This window comes from Sphingopyxis sp. Root1497 (assembly GCF_001427085.1).
GTDB lineage: Bacteria > Pseudomonadota > Alphaproteobacteria > Sphingomonadales > Sphingomonadaceae > Sphingopyxis.
Window position 1 is genome coordinate 202,237 of sequence record NZ_LMGF01000001.1, and the last position, 17,522, is coordinate 219,758.

Genomic DNA, 17,522 nt, shown 5'->3' on the forward strand with positions numbered 1-17,522 from the left:
GGGGCAGGCCGGTCGCCCCTTTGGTTCAGGACGGATCGATCGCGACATAGACCGCCCATGCCGCCGGATGCGCGAGCGATTGACCGCGCGCATCGCGCGAAGGATCGGCGGCAATCTCGCGCATCGCTTCGCGCAAGGCCGCCGCAATGTCGCCGTGCTTGTCCTTGAGCCGCGCGACCGCGGTGGTGGTCATCCGTTCGCCGACTTCGTCGTTGACCGGCGAGTAGGTCGCCAGCACGGCGCGGGCGCCGGCCAGAAGGAAAGCGCGCGTCAACCCGCTGAAACCGTCGCCACCCCTGGTGCCCGCCGCCGTGTCGCACGCCGACAGGATCACCAGCGCGGCGTTGAAGCGCAGTTCGGCGACCTCCGACGCCGTCAGCAGGCCGTCGTTCCTTGCGTTGGCGGGTTCGCCGCCCGTCCGGGCGCCTGGCGTCAGCGCCAGGGCGGGTTCGGCCAGCGTGCCGTCGAAACTGCCGCCGAGCAACGCGTGGGTGGCGAAAAGGACGATATTGCTGTCGCCCAGCGTCCCGTCGCGGCTGCTGCGCTCGATCCGCGCCTGGGTCGCATCGAGCTGGAGCAATTGCCGGTCGGGTGGGGCGCCGAGGAGCTGGGCCATCGTCCGGATTTCGGCGGCGCTATGGTCGAGGCGCGGCAGCTTGGCGAGCATCGCGGGGTCGGCGACGCCGCCGCGGTAGAGGCTTTGTCGCGGCGCCATCAGGATATTCGCCGTCGCCGAACGAGCGGCGCTGTCCACGGCGATGCGGTCGGGCGATGCCTTCGGGGCGGGATCGGCGATGCCGCGGAAGGCGGGGTCGCCGACGCCATAGAATTTGCCCGGACCCCACGCCATGGCGCGGCCCCGGCGCGCCGTGCGCAGCGCGTCGACCGACGGCAGCACGACGATCGCGCGTTCGAGGCCCAGCCAGGCGGTCGCGCGCAACATGGCGGGATCGATGTCGCCGGCTGCGCCGCCTGCGGGCGGGCGCGACACGAGCGCCGCGAAATTGAGCGCGAGCAGCGGGCCTTCGGGGACGATGATCCAGCGACCCTTGTCCTTGAGCAGCGCGGCGACGGCGGGATCGCCGAACAGCGCCTGATGCACGCGATAGGCGGCGCTGCGGTCATAGTGGAGATAGTCGAACAGGTCCTCGCCCGGCGCCCGTTCGGTCGCGCCGGAATTTTGCCGGTCGGACAATTGTCCGTGAAGGTCGACCACGATCTGCGCCAGATCGGCGCCGTCGATCGGGATTTCGGTCCAGGCCGAACCCGCGCGGGTCACCGCGAAGGCGATTCCGCGGCTCATCTCGCCGCGCGCATCGGGCATCCCGGGATAGAGGAGGATCAGCGCTTCATCCTCGCGCAGCAGCGCCGGCTTGCCCCCGCTGCCGGTCACTTCGTCCAGCGCCACCGGTTCGGGGCGGAGCGTCGCGAAGATGTCGGGCATTTGATCCTGCAGCCGGATCGTCGTTTCGGCGAGCATCTTGCCGGCGGCGGCGCGCTCTTCGAGCAGCCGGCCCCGGTCGGCGTCGCCTCCGGCGCCGCGCTGGGCGGCGCCGCCGATCGCCGCGTCGAGCGAAACGACGCGGTCGCGCGCCGCGACCCACGCGCCGAACAAGTCACCTTTGCGGGCCCGTTCGGCCAGGGTGCGGGCCGCGGTTTCGCTGATCGCCGCGCTCGAAACCGAGGGGTGCGCGAGCTGGGCGACGGCGAACCCCGCCGCGCGACTGGCCGCATCGCCGCCTTGCGCGGGGTTCGCCCGGTCGGTCCAGTAGAGTTTCAGCAGGTCGCTCGCCTTCAGGCTGATGAAATCGCTCAGGCTGCGCCGATAGTCGGCGTTCGCGCCCTCGGGGATCGCGGACAGCTCGGCGCGATATCCGGCCAGGACATCCTCATAATAGGGCCTGGCTTCGCTCGGCCGGCGCTGGATCCACAAAGCGACCCCCAGATTCTGCGCGAGCCGCAGCGTTTCGCGGTGGCTGGGGCCGAACCGCGCCTTTGCGATCTCGACCGCATGCCGGCGGATCGGCAGGGCATCGTCGAACCGGTCGAGAATCTGCAATGTATTGCCGAGATTTTCGATCAGCGCGGGATTGTCGGGATCGCCAGCGAGCGCGCGGCGATAGATGGTTTCAGCCTCAGCCGCCGTATCGCGCCTTTGCTGCAACAGGCTGGCCAGTTCGAGTTCGAAGCTGTTGCCCTGTCCGGGACCCATCGCCGCGATGACGCGCCGCTGATAGGCGATCGCTTCGCTCAGGTCGCTGCGGAAAACATTGTTTTTCCACCCCCGTTCGAGCGAGGTCGATTTGGCGAGATTCCACAGCGTCATCCAGTTGCGCTTGTCGCTGCTGGCCGGGTCGGCCTCCTGCCGGGCGAGCACCGCACGGTACAGCGCCTCGACCCGTGGCGGATCGGCCCCGTACAGCCGCTGCGAATAGAGGATGATGTTGCTGAGGTCGTTGGCATTGGCGGTAGAAAGGATCGCTTCGAAGATGTCGAGCTCGCGCGAAAACCAACTCGCGGCATCCTTGGCGCGCAACTGTGCTGTGAGGTTGTTGCCGAGCGCTTCATAGACGTCGACCAACGCGAGCCGATTCACGTCGGGCATCGTCTGGATCAGCGTGACCGCCTCCTGTCGCAGCGGCTCGGCATCGACCGGGCGGCCTGCGGCCTCGAAAGTCGCGGCGAGTGCGCCGGCGCTCGATGCGACGATGGCCGGATAGTCGGCGAAGTGACGGCGTGCCAGCGCGAGCGCCTCGGTGGCGTCGGCGATGGCGGCGTCGGGCTTTGCCTGCTCGCGTCGCAGCCCTGCCTGCGCGGTCAGCGCGGCAAACAGCGTGGCGGGTTGCGCGCGCTTGCGGCCGATCGCGATGAGGCGTGCGATGATTTGCTCGTTCTCGGCGCGTCCTTCGGGGGTCTTGCCATTATAGGCGAAGTGACAGAGCAGCGACAGCAACGGGCGGGCGGTGGCCGGATGGTCGGGGCCGTAGGTGCGTTCGTAGAGCTGAAGCAGCGCGCGTCGCGGGGCTTCCAGCGCGGGCTGCCAGGTCGTGTTGCAGGCTCTGTCGATCCCGACCTGGCTTTCGAGCGTGGCGATCTGGTCCTGTTCGGCGGATGTCGGCGCCGCGCGGTCGGGCGCGAGTTGCCGGGCGGCCTGTTCGGCCGGGATCATCGCCTCGCGCGGGACGAATTGCGCGGCCGACGGCGCAGCATATGTCGCAAGCGACACCGCAAGCCCCAGCAAAAGGCGGCGTCCGATCATGACCCTGCTTAGCGCCGGGCCAGAGCCGAGTAAACGGGCCGGAAACGCGGCCGCGCGGTGATATTCCCGCGCGGCATTAACCAATTTTTATCCATGATTGCCCACAGCAATCGCTGAGCATGAATTTGCCTGTGGGGAATCAAATTATGTCCGACGCATCCGCGCCGAAAAATCGTCCGACCAGCGCCGATGTCGCGATCATCGGGGCAGGGCCGGCGGGACTGACCGCCGCCTATCTGCTGACCAAGGAAGGCTTTTCGGTCACCGTGATCGAGAAGGATCCGACCTATGTCGGCGGGATCAGCCGCACGGTCGAACATGAGGGATTCCGCTTCGATATCGGCGGGCATCGCTTCTTTTCGAAGAGCCGCGAAGTCGTCGACCTTTGGAACGAGATCCTGCCCGACGATTTCATCGAGCGGCCGCGGATGAGCCGCATCTATTATGAAGGCAAATTCTATTCCTATCCGCTGCGCGCGTTCGAGGCGTTGTGGAATCTGGGCATTGTCCGTTCGACCCTGTGCATGGCGAGCTATGCGCAGGCGAAGCTGTTTCCGAACAAGACGGTCCGCAGTTTCGAGGACTGGACGATCAACCAGTTCGGGCGGAAGCTTTATTCGATCTTTTTCAAGACCTATACCGAGAAGGTGTGGGGCATGCCGTGCGACGAAATGTCGGCCGACTGGGCGGCGCAGCGCATCAAGGGGCTGAGCCTTGGCGCCGCGGTGCTCGACGGGCTGAAGCGCAGCCTGGGGCTCAACAAGGCGCCGAATGACGGCATGGCGACCAAGACGTTGCTCGAAACCTTCCGCTATCCGCGGCTGGGGCCGGGCATGATGTGGGAGGCGGCGCGCGACAAGATCGTCGCGGGCGGCAATTCGGTGCTGATGGGGCACAGCTTCAAGCAGGTGACGCAGGATCAGGTCAGCGGCCGCTGGCGGCTGACCGCGACCGGATCCGACGGCGATGTTATGATCGATGCGGGCCATGTCATCAGCTCGGCGCCGATGCGCGAGCTCGCGGCGCGCATCCATCCGCTGCCGGCGTGCGCGCTCTCGGCCGCGCCGTCATTGAAATATCGCGACTTTTTGACCGTCGCGCTCAAGATTCGCTCGGAGGACCTGTTCCCCGACAACTGGATCTATATCCACGACAGCAAGGTGCAGGTCGGCCGGGTGCAGAATTTCCGCAGCTGGTCGCCCGAAATGGTGCCCGATCCCGAACTCGCCTGCGTCGGCCTCGAATATTTCTGCTTCGAGGGCGATGGGCTGTGGGCGTCGAGCGACGAGGATCTCGTGGCGCTGGCAACGAAAGAAATGGCGATCCTCGGCCTCTGCGATCCCAAGGATGTGGTCGGCGGCGCGGTGGTGCGGCAGGAAAAGGCCTATCCGGTCTATGACGACCATTATGCCGCGCATGTCGAGACGATGCGGTCCGAACTCGAGGCGCGTTATCCGACGCTGCACATGGTCGGGCGCAACGGCATGCACCGTTACAACAACCAGGATCATGCGATGATGACCGCGATGCTGACGGTGCGCAATATCGTCGCCGGCGAGCGCATTTACGACATCTGGGGCGTCAATGAGGACGCCGAATATCATGAGAGCGGCACCGAGGGCGAGCAAGCGGCGCTGGCGTCGGTCCGCGACGTCCCCGCGCGCGTGAGCAAGGCCGCCTGATGCTCGGCGAGGCCGGCATCGGTCGTCTCGGGCAGCGGCTGCTCGCGCGGCTGCACCAGATCACCTATTTGCGCTATATCGGCGCGAGCGCGCTGGCGCTGGCGGCGGATATGGGGCTGTTCCTGCTGCTGCTCGCGGGCGGCTGGCATGCCGCCGCGGCATCGGCGATCAGCTATAGCGCCGGGATCGCCGTCCATTGGCTGATCTCGACGCGGCTGGTGTTCGTCGCGGGCGCGCGGACCCAAGGGGTCGAGCGTGCGCGGCAAAAGGCGTTGTTCCTCGGGTCGGCGCTGGCGGGACTCGGTATCACCGTCGGCATCGTGTGGATCGGCGACGCCTTCGGCCTCGACCCGCGGCTCGCCAAGCTCGCGGCGATCGCGATCAGTTTCCAGACCACCTATGTGCTGCGCAAGACGATCGTCTTTGCGCGCGGCTGACCCGCGATGACCGGCGCCTCCGCCCCGGCCCCGCGCCCGCTCACCCGCGACCTGTGGCTCGCGGCCGCGCTGGCACTTGGCGTCATGGCAGTCATGCTGGCGATCTATTGGCCGGCGATCGCGACGATGGGCTTTCGCGACGGCGACGACGCGCTGCGGCTGGTGCAGGTGCGCGACCTGATCGCCGGTCAGTCCTGGTTCGACACGACGCAATATCGCATCAACCCACCATCGGGCGGTCTGATGCACTGGTCGCGGCTGATCGATGCGCAGATCGCCGCGCTGATCCTGATGCTCGAACCGCTGATCGGCCGCGCCGCCGCCGAGCAATGGGTGGTCGCGCTCTATCCGCCGCTGTTGCTGTTGCCGCTGTTTCTGGCGATCGCGCTGGTGCTACGGCGTCTGTCGGACGACCGCGCGGTGGTCGCGACCGGGCTGCTGTTCGCGGCGACGACGGTGACCTTCCTCCATTATTTCGTGCCGCTGCGCATCGATCATCACAATTGGCAGACGATCCTGTCGACGCTGATGCTGGCGATCGCACTCGGCGCCGCCGACCGGCGCCACGGGCTGCTCGCGGGGGCGGTGATGAGCCTGCACCTCGTCGTCTCGCTCGAGGCCTTGCCCTATCTGCTTCTGTTCGGCGGTATTTTTGCGCTCGCCTGGCTGCGCGACGCAGCCGCGGGCGCGCGGTTCCTGAGCTTCGTCGCGACCTTGGCGCTCGGCGCGCCGCTGCTGCTGCTCGCGACGCGCGGCTGGGACGGCGTGGCAGGCGACTGGTGCGACGCCTGGTCGCGCCCGTTCCAGAGCGGTGCCGCCGTGGCGGCGCTGATCCTGATCGGCGGGGCGCGGCTGGCGCCGGTACGCCGTGACTGGCGCGTCCGGTTCGGACTGATCGCGGTCGCCGGAGCGGCCGGTGCGGCGGTGTTCGCCTGGCAGAATCCGCTCTGCCTCGCGGGGCCGTTCGGCGCGCTCGAGCCGCTGGTGCGCGACTATTGGTATGTGAATGTGCTCGAAGGGCGACCGGTGTGGCGGCAGGCGGCGCCGGCGATGGCGCTGCTGCTGGCGCCGTCGCTCGTCGGTCTGGCGCTGTGCTGGCGCATCTGGCGAAGGGCCGCGCCGGGACCCGCGAAAGCACGCTGGGAGACGATGCTGATCGTGCTCGCGGCGAGTTGCCTGTTGTCGGTGCTGATCGCGCGGACCACCGCGGTCACCCATGTCTATGCGCTGCCCGCGCTTGCCCTCACCGGGGTGGCGCTCTGGCGTCATGGCCAGTCGCGACGTTCGCCGCTGGCACGGATCGGCGCGTCGCTGGCGGTGCTGCTCGTCGTGCCGCCGGTACTCGGCCAGATTGCGACTTCGGCGGTGGGTATGATCGCGCCCGCGACGCGCACGGAGAAAAAACCGGTCGCGCCGTGCCCGGCGCCCGCCGATCTGGCGCTGCTCGCGCGGCGGGCGACGGGACTCGTGCTATCGGGGATCGATATCGGCCCGATGCTCCTCGTCGCCACGCCGCACGCCGTCGTCGCGACCGGCCATCACCGTAACCATGCGGCGATGAACCGGGTGATCGGGGCCTTTGCCGCAACCCCCGCCGATGCCGAAGCGATCGTCGCGGCTGCGCGCGCCGATTATCTGTTCGTCTGCCCGGGCCAGCCCGAAATGGAGAATGTCGCCAAGTCCTTCCCGGCCGGGCTCGCGGCGGTGCTGGCGTCGGAACGCGTGCCGTCGTGGCTTGAACCCGTGGCGATGCCGCAGAGGTCGGCGGGGCGGCTCTATCGCGTCAGGCGGGGCGGAAGCTGAGCGCGGCGCCGTTCATGCAATAGCGCTTGCCTGTCGGCTTGGGGCCGTCGTTGAAGACATGGCCGAGATGACCGCCGCAGCGGCGGCAATGGACCTCGGTCCGCGCATAGCCGAGTTCATGGTCGGTCGACAGGCCGATGGCGCCTTTCAGCGGCTCCCAGAAGCTCGGCCAACCGGTCTTGCTGTCATATTTGGTCTTGCTCGAATAGAGCGGCAGCGCGCAGCCGGCGCAGGCGAAGGTGCCGGCGCGATGCTCGTTGTTGAGCGCGTTGGTGAAGGGGCGCTCGGTCCCCGCTTCGCGCAATATCCTGTACTGGAAGGGCGTCAGTCGCTTTTTCCACTCGGCCTCGCTGAGTTGCCAGCCCGGCTGCGCCTTCGGACGCGGCGAGGCCTTGGCAAAGAGCATCGGCGCGCCAATGAGCGCGCCGCCGAGCGCGATGCCGCCGATAATGTAACGCCGTTCGATCATGGCAGGGCTCCTCTACCCTGGATACGTTGGCGCCGGTGCGGAGGTTTCAATCCCCCTCAATATTTTTCGAGCTGCACCGGCATATGGCGATAGCCGTGGACGAAACTGGCATGGACGCGTTCGGGCTCGGCAAGGACGTTCACGCGCAGGCGGCGCTTCTGCATTTCGCTGATCAGTGTCGTCAGCTGCAGCTCGGCGACACGCGCGCCGACGCAGCGGTGGATGCCGTAACCGAAGGCGAGGTGACGGCGCGCGTTTTCGCGGTCGACGATGATGCGGTCGCCGTCGGGGAAGACGCTCTCGTCGCGGTTCGCCGAGGCGTACCAGAGCGCGATCTTGTCGCGCGCCTTGATCTGGTGGCCGAACAGCTCGGCATCCTCGGTCGCGGTGCGGCGCATATGCGCGAGCGGGGTCTGCCAGCGCAGGATTTCGTGCATCGCGTTGACCGCGAGTTCGGGGTCGTGATTCTTCTCGAGCTTCGCGCGCTCCTCTGGGAAGCTGTGCAGGCCATAGGCGTAGGCCGACATCGAATTGCGCGTCGTATCGTTGCCGCCGACGATCAGCAGGATGAGATTCCCCATGAACTCATTCTCGCTCATATGCTTCATCGCGTCGGACTGGAGCATGATCGAGATCAGGTCGTGCTTGCCGGGATTCTGCGCCTTGGCGTCCCATAATTGCTTGAACGCGGCGCCCATTTCGAACGCCTTGCCGAGCCGGACCTGGCGCTTTTCGAGCGTGTCGAAGCTTTCGATGTCGCCGAGCGCGTCGGACCAGCCGGTGAGCCGGTGGCGCTCTTCCCACGGAAAATCGAACAGGATCGCGAGCATGTCGGTGGTGAGTTCGATCGACAGCCGTTCGACCCAGTCGAAGGTCTCGCCGATCGGCAGCGTGTCGATCAGCGCCGCGGTGCGCGCCTGGGTGTCGGCGCGCATGCGCTCGATTTCCGACGGGCCGAAGGCGGGAGCGACGGTGCGGCGCTGCGCGGTATGTTGCGGCGGATCCATCGCGATGAACATCGGCATCGGGATCTCGCCCTCCTGCAGATGTTCGATGCCGTCGCCGGCGACGGTGATGCCGCCATATTCCCAGGAGGAGGAGAATATCTTGGGCAGCGCCTCGATATGCTGGATCGGCTTGTAGGTGGTCACGGACCAATAGGGACCGAATTTCGAATCCTCGCAGCGATAGATCGGCGATTCGGCGCGCAGCTGGCGCATCGGTTCCTGCCAGCGGTCCTCGCTCCACAATTCGGCGCGGGAGACGTCGAGCGGATTGGCGATTTCGGGGGCGATACGGACTTGGGTGGCCATGGGCTGCTCCTCTGGAGGGCCGTCTGACGCGGCCGATTCAGTTGCAGAATGCCACTATTTACAATTCTGTCAATGGCGGTCGAGCGACGTGGCCTGTGCCGCCGCCGCGGCGGCCCGACCGGCGCGTCGCCAGAAGCGCCAGTCGCTGCGGCCGCTGAGGACGCCGGCGCGGAAGAGGCGGACCGAGAGGAAGATGACGAGTGCGACCCAGATCGCCTGCCAGCCGAGCGCAGCCAAGTGGACGCCGATCGAGTCGTCGGTCGCGGCGCGGGCCGCCATCGCGAGCGGCGAGGAGAAGGGGAATATCTGCGCAAAGGTTGCAAGATTGCTGCCCGGCGCGCTCGCCGAGGCGGCGCACAGGCTGAACATGCCGACCTGGAAGATGGTGATCGGCAGGCTGAGCATCTGGATTTCGCGCACCGTCGCCGCCTGCGCGCCGACCCCGAGGAAGACCGCGCCGAGGAGCAGGAAGGACATCACGAAATAGGCGAAACCGATGCCGAGGAAGAAGGGCCAGCCGACGGCGGGCGCGGCGGTGAGGGTCGCCGCGGCCTTGCTGGCGCCGCCCGCGGCGGCGATCGCCGCCGGGTCCATCTGGGTCATCGCGACCAGCCCGCCGCCGACCGCCATCACCATCCAGAAGGCGATGAACAGCACCGCGACGCCGAGGAAGCCGAGCAATTTGCCAAGGAAGACGCTTTCGAGCGGCACCGCGGCGGCGAGGATTTCGATGACCTTGTTGCCCTTTTCCTCGGCGAGCGAACTCACCGTCTGGCCGGCGAGGAGCAGGGTAAGCAGGAAGATGGCGAACACCGCGCCGAACCCGAGCGATTGCTGGGCCGCAATGCTGGTGCCGCCGCTAGACAGGTTTTCATAGGTCGGGGTTACCGGCGGCAGCGGGCCGGCGGCGCGGGCGCGCAGCACTTCGCCCGCGAGCAGCGCGAGATAGCGCCCCGAACTGCTGCCCGGTTCGCGCTCGACGATGCGCGGCGACGCCAGCGGGCCGCTGAGCACCGCATAGGTGTCGCTGCCCTTTTCGCGCGCGATCGCCAGCGAGTCGCGGTTCGCGGGGCTTGCGACGCGCAGTTCGAGCAGCGCGGGTTCGCGCGGCATCGCGGTGCGCAGCCTTGTGTCGGCGGCGCGCAGTGCCTCGACATTGGCGGCGTCGGCGACCGCGACGATGCGGCCGGCGCCGCGCGCGCTGTCGGCGAGCTGCGATGCGCCCATGCCGCCGACGAGTCCCATGCCGACCATGAACAAGGGCGCGAGCAGGAAGAGCAGGAAGGTCGGGGTGGCGACGATCGCGAGAAAGTCGCGCCGCGCAACGACGAGCATATTCTTGATAAAGGCGTTCATGCGCCGGTCTCCCCGTCGATCCCGCCGATGTCTCCGGCCGCGTCGGCGTCGAAGCTCGCGTCGACCTGGCGGACAATATGGACAAAGGCGTCGTGGAGCGCCGGGCGGCTGATCGAGAGGCCAGTGACGCCAAGATGGCTCGTCGTGATCCGCGACAGCAGCGGCTCGACGTCCCCGTCCTCGATCGCGAAATGCCAGGCCTCGCCGCGCAATTCGGCGCCGGCGGGGAGCAGCGCGGCGACGGCGTCGCGGCCGGCCTCGCTCCGCGGGGTGTAGCGGACCTGCATCGGCAGCAGCGCGCGCGCTTCGTCGACGGTGCCTTCGAAGCGGCGTTGCGAGCGCGCGATGATCGCGAGCCGGTCGCACAGCCGTTCGGCATGCGCCATGACATGGGTCGAAAAGAGGATCGTCGCCCCGCGGTCGCGTTCGCGCCGCACGAGCATCTCCAGCCGTTCCTGATTGACCGGGTCGAGCCCCGAGAAAGGCTCGTCGAGGACGATGAGGTCGGGGGCGTGGACGATCGAGCCAATCAGCTGGATCATCTGCGCCATGCCCTTCGACATCTTGCGGATCTTTTCGTCGATGACGCGTTCGAGCCCGAGTTCGGTCATGAAGGTCGCGGCGCGGCGGCGCCCCTCCGACCAGTCGAGTCCGCGCAGCGCGCCCATGAAGGCGATCGCCTCGCGCGCCTTCATGCCGGGATAGAGTCCGCGTTCCTCGGGCAGGTAACCGATGCGGTGGCGCACCGATTGCGGTTTGTGGCCGCCGAGCAGCCGGCTGGTGCCCTCGTCGGGGTCGATGATGCCGAGCATCATGCGCAGGCTGGTGGTCTTTCCCGCGCCATTGGGGCCGAGCACGCCATAGATGCTGCCCGCGGGGACCTGCAGCGAAACATGGTCGACCGCCTTATAGGCCTCGAAATATTTGGTGAGGCCGACGGCCTCGACGCTGAGATCGGTCAAATGCTGGTCCTGCGAAATGTCGGCACCGCCCCCTATGACATGCGAAGGCCGCTCGCGTATAGGGCGCCAATGGTTGCCGAAGCCTTGCCCTCTCTCGAACAGCGGCTCGAAGCGGTGGCGCGCGAGCATGGCTTCGTCGCGTTCGGCATCGCGCGCGCTGATGCCGCGCCGCAGACCGCAGCGCGGTTGAACCAGTGGCTGGCCGAGGGGCGTCACGGCGAGATGATCTGGATGGAAAGCCGCGCCACGCAGCGCGGGTCGCCGCAGGGGCTGTGGCCCGAGGTGAAATCGGTGATCGCGCTGGGGATGAGCTATGCGCCCGATGTCGATCCGCTGGCGCTCGCGGCGCACCCCGAGCGCGGGCGGATCTCTGTCTATGCGCAGGGCGGCGATTATCATGACGTCGTCAAGAAGGCGCTGAAGCATGTCGCACGCTGGCTGGTCGCCGAAGCGGCGGACGCCGAGGTCAAGGTGTTCGTCGACACCGCGCCGGTGATGGAAAAGCCGCTGTCGGCGGCGGCGGGGCTCGGCTGGCAGGGCAAGCACACCAATTTGGTGAGCCGCCAACACGGCAGCTGGCTGTTCCTGGGGGCGATCTACACCACGCTCGACCTGGTGCCGGCGGTGCCGGGGCGCGATAGCTGCGGCAGTTGTTCGGCGTGCCAGGATGCCTGCCCGACACAGGCCTTTCCGGCGCCGTACCGGCTCGATGCGCGGCGCTGCATCTCCTATCTCACGATCGAACATGCGGGGCCGATCCCGGTCGAATTCCGCCGCGCGCTGGGCAACCGCATCTATGGCTGCGACGATTGCCTCGCGGTGTGCCCGTGGAACAAATTCGCCGAAAGCGCGGCGCGCCACCGCGCCTTCCTGCCGCGCGCCGAGCTGGCCGCGCCGTCGCTGGGCGACCTGCTGGTGTTGGACGATGCCGAGTTCCGCCAGGTCTTCGCGGGATCGCCGATCAAGCGCATCGGACGCGGCCGCATGGTTCGCAACGCGGCGATCGCGGCGGGGAACAGCGGCGACCAGCGCTTCCGGCCCGCGCTCGAACGGTTAAAAAGCGACGAGTCCGCTGTGGTTGCCGAGGCGGCGGCGTGGGCGCTCTCCGAGCTGGCGTCCTGACGTCATCTTAGCGCCGCAGCGTCTCCGCGCAGCTGCCCAATTCGGCATTGCGCCCGTCGGGGGTGCGCGCGTCGACATGGGTCGCGACCGGCGCGGCGCCGGCGCGCGGGGCGTAGAAATAGATATCGATGACGCAGGCCGACCCTTCGAACTGCAGCTTGCGCGCGGCGCCTTCGGTGACGTCGAGGCGCGGTTTGCCGAACATCCGGCCGATGGCATCGGCGCTTTGGCCGATCAGGCTGTTGGTCTGGACCGGGCGCACGATGGTCGGCGGCGGCGCCGCGGCGACCGGCGGCGGGACGTTGCGCGGCGAGGGGACGGCGGCGGTGCAGCCGCCGAGCAGGGCGAACAGCAGGACGGCGGAAAGGCGGGTCATGGATGGTCCCTGTTTCGCAGGTGAATGAGGTGGACGGCCATAGCCGCGCCGAGGATGGGCGCCAACAGGTTGACGACGGGTACCACAAAGGCTGCGGCGGACAGAATGCCGAGCGCCCAGCGGTCGCCGCGCGCGAGCCGCGGCGCGTCGGGATGGCGGGCGAGCACCATCGCCTCTAGATCGCGGCCGAGCAGCGCGGCGTTGATCGCAAAGGCGAGCAGGGGCGCGCCGATCGCGGTGAACAACAAGGGGATATAGAGTGGCAGCGCGACCAGATTGACCGCGATCAGCCGGACGACCGAGACGAGGCCGAGGCGCAGGCTCTTGGCCAGGCTGACCGGCACCGCGCGCCGCGCCGCCTCGGGATAGCGGCGCCCCTCGACGTCGGCGACGATGCCGTCGGCAAACAGGCCGACGACGGCGATCGCGACGGCGCGGAACAGCAGCCAGCTCGCGCCGACAAGCGCAAGCGCGATCAGGATGCCAGCCATGTCGAGTTCGACCTCGCCGAGCCATTGCCAATGGTAGAGCGCCCAGCGCGCCGCAAAGAAGATCGCGGCACCCACGGCCACGAAGATCAGCAGCGTCAGCGCGAGGCTTTGCGCGAGGACGCGAAGGACGCGCGGCTGCGGCAGGTCGCGAAACGCGAGGAGCAGGGCGTGGACGGCGCGGGCCATGACACGCGATGGCGCGGCGACGGGGGCGGCGTCAAGCGTCGCGCTTGCCTTGGCGCGTCGCCATCCCTAAAGCCGCGCGCAATCTTTTCCCATCACCGACTGGAATTTTCATGGCCTCCACCGCCCGTTTCGACGTCGTTGCCATCGGCAATGCCATCGTCGATGTCATCGCCCGCGCCGACGATGCGCTGATCACCGCCGAAGGACTGACCAAGGGCTCGATGCGGCTGATCGATGCCGACGAGGCCGAACGGCTCTACGCGGCGATGGGGCCGGCGATCGAGATGTCGGGCGGCAGCGCGGCGAATACGCTGGCGGGCATGGCGGCGCTCGGCGAACGCTGCGCCTTCATCGGCCAGGTCGCCGACGACCAGCTCGGCCATGTCTTCACCCACGACCTGCGCGCCTTGGGCGTCGCTTATGAAACCCCGCCGCTCGCCGAGGGCGCGCCGACCGCTCGCTGCCTGATCCTTGTCACCCCCGACGGCCAGCGGACGATGAACACCTTCCTCGGCGCCAGCCACCTGCTCGAACAGGCGATGATCGACGAGGCGTGGATCGCCGATTCGGAAATCCTCTATCTGGAGGGTTATCTGTGGGATCCCGAGCTGTCGCGCGCCGCGATGCGCCGCGCGATCGACGTGTCGCGCGCGGCGGGGCGCAAGGTCGCCTTCACCCTGTCCGACGCCTTCATCATCGACCGCCATGGCGAGGATTTCCGCAACCTGATCGCCGAGGGGCTGTTCGACATCCTGTTCGCGAACGAGGTCGAAATCTGCGCGCTCGCCGAGACCGAGGATTTCGAGGCGGCGGTCGCCAAGATCGCGCCGCAGGTGCCGCTGCTGATCGTCACGCGCGGCGCGCATGGCGCGATCGCGCTGCAGGGCGGGACGCGTACCGAAGTCGGCGCCGAGCCGATCGAGACCGTCGTCGACACGACCGGTGCGGGCGACCTGTTCGCCGCCGGTTTCCTCGCGGGCCTCGCCGACGGCCGCAGCATTTCGGACTGCCTGACGATGGGCGCGGTGTGCGCGTGCGAGATCATCGCGCAGGTCGGCCCGCGCGCGCAGACCGACCTGAAGGCGAAGGTCGCCGCACGCCTCGGCTAGGAACTTCGCGGTCGTTGAAGCGTCCTATGCCCCATCACTGGCACAGGAGGCTTCACATGGCCGATGAAATCCATACCACGCGCGATCCCGACGGGACGACGCACACCACGACGATCGTCGATCGCGAACCGCGCCGCGGCGGCGGGATGGGCATGATGCTGATCCTGCTCGTCGCGCTCGCGGTCGCGGGCTTCGTCGCCTTCCAGTTCCTCGGCAATGAAAAGGCCGAAACCGGCGCGATCACCGAGGCCGCGCAAAAGGTCGGCGATGCCGCGCAGGATGTCGGCGACGCGGCGCAGAAGGCGGTGGACTGATCTTCAGCCGGCGGCGGTTTCGGCCATTGCCGGTTCGGGATGCTTCTTGAACAAGGCGCGATCGGCGGGGCCGAATCCGCGGGTCCAGATCAGCCAGCTATAGATTCCCAGGATGACGGGGACCCCGATCAGCAGTTCGGCCCATTCGGGGAGCTGCGTCGCGCCCCAGCCGAGCACCGCGGCGCCCGCGGTCGCCCACACCAGCGCCCAGCGCAGGCTGTTGACCGGGGTGCCGAGGATGCGGCCGAGCAGCCAGGCCTTGGCCACCGACGCGAAGCCCAGCGCGATCATCAGCGCGAGCGCGACAGCCGCGGCGTAGTAGAGCGGCGGCCAGCCCATCGCCTCGGCGGTCTTGATGAAGAGGATGCTGAGCGCCGCCTGCAGCGCGAGGGTGGCGAGGCTGATCAGCAGGTTGCGGTGGCGCGCGACATAGACGAGCGCCGCCTCGCTCACCACCGCGGTCGCGGCGACAACCTCGGCGGCGAGCAGGAAGGCGAGCGCGGTGCTGCCACCGACGAAGGCGGGGCCGACGAGGCCCATCACAGCCTCGCCCGGGATGCCGAGCGCGAGCGCGACGCCCGCCTGCGCCGCGATGATCCAGAAACCGACCTGGCTGACCTGTGCCGCCACGGCGCCAAGGCGATTCTCGGCAAGGTTGCGGGTGATGACGGGGCCGAGGATCGGTTCGAAACTGGTCTTGAGCTTCTGCGGCAGCGAGGCGACCTGCTGCGCCATATAATAGATGCCGTAGATCGTCGGCGAGGTGAACTGGCCGAGGATGAACAGGTCGAGGCGGCGGGTGCCCCATTCGATTGCGTCGGCGGCGGCGAGCGGCGCATTGCGGCGCGCGACCGCCATCAGATGCACCGGATGCGGCTGCCACCCGCGCGGTCCGCCATAGTGGCGCAGCATCGGGTAGAGCGCGGTCAAAAAGGCGCCGATCATCGCGGCGGCGTAGGACAGCATCAGCCCGTCGCGCACCGACACGAACCAGAAACCGGCGGCGGCGATGCTGATCACCCAGGGTTCGACGACCGCGCGGGCGCGGACCGTCGCGCCGATGTCGAATTTATAGGCGCAGGCGGCGAGCGCGATGTCGGTGCCGGCGATCGCGAAGACGAGCCCGGCCATCCAGCGGTCGGTGCTGTCGATGCCGCCGGCGGGGAACATCAGTTGCGGAAAGGCGAGGAGCAGCGCCGACCCCGCAGCCGAGGCGAGCAGCGCGACGAACATGCCGTCCCACACGACCATGCGATGGTCGGCATCGGGCGCGCTCAGCTGTTCGGCGAGGCCGCGCTTGAGGCCGAGGGTGGCGAGTTGGGCGACGAGTTCGATGACGAGCACCGCGAAGGCGAAGCGCCCGACCGCTTCGGCGCCATACCAGCGGCCCGCGACGTAGAGGAAGGGCAGGCGCGCGACGAGGCGGAGGATGAAGCCGAAGAAATTGGTGCGACCGCCCTTGGCGAGCGCAGCGGTATCGGCGTCGCGCGGCGGATCGCCGGGTGAAGGGGAAGGCGACGCGCTGTCGGGGGCGGGCGCGGCCGCGCTGTCCGTCTGGGTCAAACCTGCGGTCCCCCTTGCTCCTCGCCCTGCCGCTTTCTAGCGCGGCAGGGGGGGAGTGGCAAATGTCGTCGCTGGCTCACCGGCCCTCGCGTCGCAGCGGGCGGCTGAGCAGCGCCTGAATGGCTTCGCCGGCGCGGATTTCGCCCGCGACGAGCCGCGCCACCGCGTCGGTGATCGGCATGTCGATGCCGTCGGCGCGCGCCGCGGCGGCGACCACCGGGGCGCTGAACGCGCCCTCGGCGACGGTGCGGCGATCGGCCATCAGCGCCTGCGCCTCCTCGCCGCGCCCGAGGCCCTGGCCGAGCGAGAAGTTGCGCGAATTGCTCGAGGTACAGGTAAGCACAAGGTCGCCGAGTCCGGCGAGCCCGGCGAGGGTTTCGGCCTGCGCGCCGCGCGCGAGGCCGAAGCGGGTCATTTCGGCGAAGCCGCGGCTGATCAGCGCGGCGCGGGCGTTGAGGCCGAGCCCGGCGCCGTCGACGATGCCGCAGGCGATCGCGAGGATATTCTTCACCGCGCCGCCGATCTCGGCCCCGATGACGTCGGCTGAGACATAGGGCCGGAAATGCGGGCGCGCGAGCGCGCGGGCGAGGTCGTCGGCGACCGCGGGGTCGGCGGCGGCGAGGGTGATCGCGGTCGGTAGCCCGGCGGCGACCTCGTGCGCGAAGGTCGGCCCCGACAAGACCGCGACCGCGCGGCCCGGCGCGACATCGCGTGCGATGTCGACCGGGAAGGCGAAGCTTTCGGCCTCCATGCCCTTGCTGCACAGGATCAGCGGTGCATCGCCCGGCGGCAGCGCGGCGAGCACGGAACGCAGATAGGGAGCGGGGACAACGATCAGCAGCGCGTCGCATGCCGCCAGGTCGGCGAGGGTGCCGGTGGCACTGAGCGAGGGTGACAGCGCCGCGCCGGGCAGGAACAGCGTGTTGCGATGTTCGATGTTGACCGCCGCGACGACCTCGGCCTCGCGTGCCCAGAGCCGGACCGGGGCGCCATCGGCGGCGAGCAGTTGCGCGAGCGCGGTGCCCCAGGCGCCGCCACCGACCACGCCGAAGCTTTGATATGACGTCATGCTTTCACGAG

The 17,522-nt window shown here is 68.5% G+C and carries 15 protein-coding genes; 6 read left to right on the plus strand and 9 right to left on the minus strand.

What is annotated here, in order from left to right; translation table 11 throughout:
* Positions 1 to 25: 25 nt before the first annotated feature.
* Positions 26 to 3,259: a CHAT domain-containing tetratricopeptide repeat protein gene (locus ASD67_RS01000; protein ID WP_056341947.1), complete on the minus strand. Its 3,234-nt coding sequence runs from the start codon at positions 3,257 to 3,259 to the stop codon at positions 26 to 28.
* Between the two features lie 146 nt (positions 3,260 to 3,405).
* On the opposite strand from ASD67_RS01000, the gene ASD67_RS01005 reads away from it, so the two are divergent.
* The 3 genes from ASD67_RS01005 to ASD67_RS01015 are packed head-to-tail and all read left to right on the plus strand — an operon-like array spanning position 3,406 to position 7,181.
* Positions 3,406 to 4,941 (plus strand): NAD(P)/FAD-dependent oxidoreductase, encoded by a 1,536-nt coding sequence (locus tag ASD67_RS01005; RefSeq protein WP_056341950.1) that lies wholly within the window; start codon positions 3,406 to 3,408, stop codon positions 4,939 to 4,941.
* The gene (locus ASD67_RS01010) at positions 4,941 to 5,378 is read left to right on the plus strand and encodes a GtrA family protein (RefSeq protein ID WP_056341951.1); all 438 of its coding nucleotides are present in this window, start codon (positions 4,941 to 4,943) and stop codon (positions 5,376 to 5,378) included. Before ASD67_RS01005 ends, ASD67_RS01010 begins: the two co-directional genes overlap by 1 nt.
* A gap of 6 nt (positions 5,379 to 5,384) precedes the next feature.
* Positions 5,385 to 7,181 (plus strand): hypothetical protein, encoded by a 1,797-nt coding sequence (locus ASD67_RS01015; RefSeq protein WP_056341954.1) that lies wholly within the window; start codon positions 5,385 to 5,387, stop codon positions 7,179 to 7,181.
* On the opposite strand, the gene msrB is transcribed toward ASD67_RS01015, so the two are convergent.
* From msrB to ASD67_RS01035, 4 genes are all read right to left on the minus strand, one after another.
* Positions 7,162 to 7,650 (minus strand): peptide-methionine (R)-S-oxide reductase MsrB, encoded by a 489-nt coding sequence (gene msrB, locus ASD67_RS01020; protein ID WP_056341957.1) that lies wholly within the window; start codon positions 7,648 to 7,650, stop codon positions 7,162 to 7,164. The genes ASD67_RS01015 and msrB overlap by 20 nt on opposite strands.
* Positions 7,651 to 7,706: 56 nt before the next feature.
* Positions 7,707 to 8,963: a cytochrome P450 gene (locus tag ASD67_RS01025; protein WP_056341960.1), complete on the minus strand. Its 1,257-nt coding sequence runs from the start codon at positions 8,961 to 8,963 to the stop codon at positions 7,707 to 7,709.
* A gap of 69 nt (positions 8,964 to 9,032) precedes the next feature.
* Positions 9,033 to 10,319 carry an ABC transporter permease gene (locus ASD67_RS01030; RefSeq protein WP_056341963.1) on the minus strand — a complete coding sequence of 429 codons (1,287 nt, stop codon included), beginning with the start codon at positions 10,317 to 10,319 and terminating at the stop codon, positions 9,033 to 9,035.
* Complete coding sequence (locus ASD67_RS01035) at positions 10,316 to 11,281, minus strand: ABC transporter ATP-binding protein (RefSeq protein WP_200937962.1); 966 nt, start codon at positions 11,279 to 11,281, stop codon at positions 10,316 to 10,318. The genes ASD67_RS01030 and ASD67_RS01035 overlap by 4 nt, the downstream gene beginning before the upstream one ends.
* Positions 11,282 to 11,350: 69 nt before the next feature.
* Here ASD67_RS01035 and queG point away from each other — a divergent pair, with 69 nt between their 5' ends.
* A complete protein-coding gene (gene queG, locus ASD67_RS01040; RefSeq protein ID WP_056341966.1) occupies positions 11,351 to 12,403 on the plus strand; it encodes a tRNA epoxyqueuosine(34) reductase QueG in 1,053 nt (350 codons plus the stop codon).
* Between the two features lie 7 nt (positions 12,404 to 12,410).
* On the opposite strand, the gene ASD67_RS01045 is transcribed toward queG, so the two are convergent.
* Entirely contained in the window at positions 12,411 to 12,779 is a 369-nt protein-coding gene (locus ASD67_RS01045) for a hypothetical protein (RefSeq protein WP_056341969.1), read from the minus strand.
* A complete protein-coding gene (locus tag ASD67_RS01050; RefSeq protein ID WP_056341973.1) occupies positions 12,776 to 13,456 on the minus strand; it encodes an EI24 domain-containing protein in 681 nt (226 codons plus the stop codon). Before ASD67_RS01050 ends, ASD67_RS01045 begins: the two co-directional genes overlap by 4 nt.
* A 110-nt stretch (positions 13,457 to 13,566) precedes the next feature.
* Between ASD67_RS01050 and ASD67_RS01055 the strand changes: the two genes are divergently transcribed.
* Entirely contained in the window at positions 13,567 to 14,565 is a 999-nt protein-coding gene (locus tag ASD67_RS01055) for an adenosine kinase (RefSeq protein ID WP_056341976.1), read from the plus strand.
* A 56-nt stretch (positions 14,566 to 14,621) separates the two neighbouring features.
* The gene (locus ASD67_RS01060; RefSeq protein WP_056341981.1) at positions 14,622 to 14,879 is read left to right on the plus strand and encodes a hypothetical protein; all 258 of its coding nucleotides are present in this window, start codon (positions 14,622 to 14,624) and stop codon (positions 14,877 to 14,879) included.
* 3 nt (positions 14,880 to 14,882) lie between these two features.
* Here the strand turns inward: ASD67_RS01060 and ASD67_RS01065 are convergent, their stop codons facing one another.
* Both ASD67_RS01065 and ASD67_RS01070 read right to left on the minus strand, forming a co-directional pair.
* Positions 14,883 to 16,442, minus strand: coding sequence for a lipopolysaccharide biosynthesis protein (locus tag ASD67_RS01065; RefSeq protein WP_056341985.1), 1,560 nt, complete (start codon positions 16,440 to 16,442; stop codon positions 14,883 to 14,885).
* 76 nt (positions 16,443 to 16,518) lie between these two features.
* Entirely contained in the window at positions 16,519 to 17,511 is a 993-nt protein-coding gene (locus tag ASD67_RS01070) for an NAD(P)H-dependent glycerol-3-phosphate dehydrogenase (protein WP_056341986.1), read from the minus strand.
* Positions 17,512 to 17,522 lie beyond the last annotated feature (11 nt).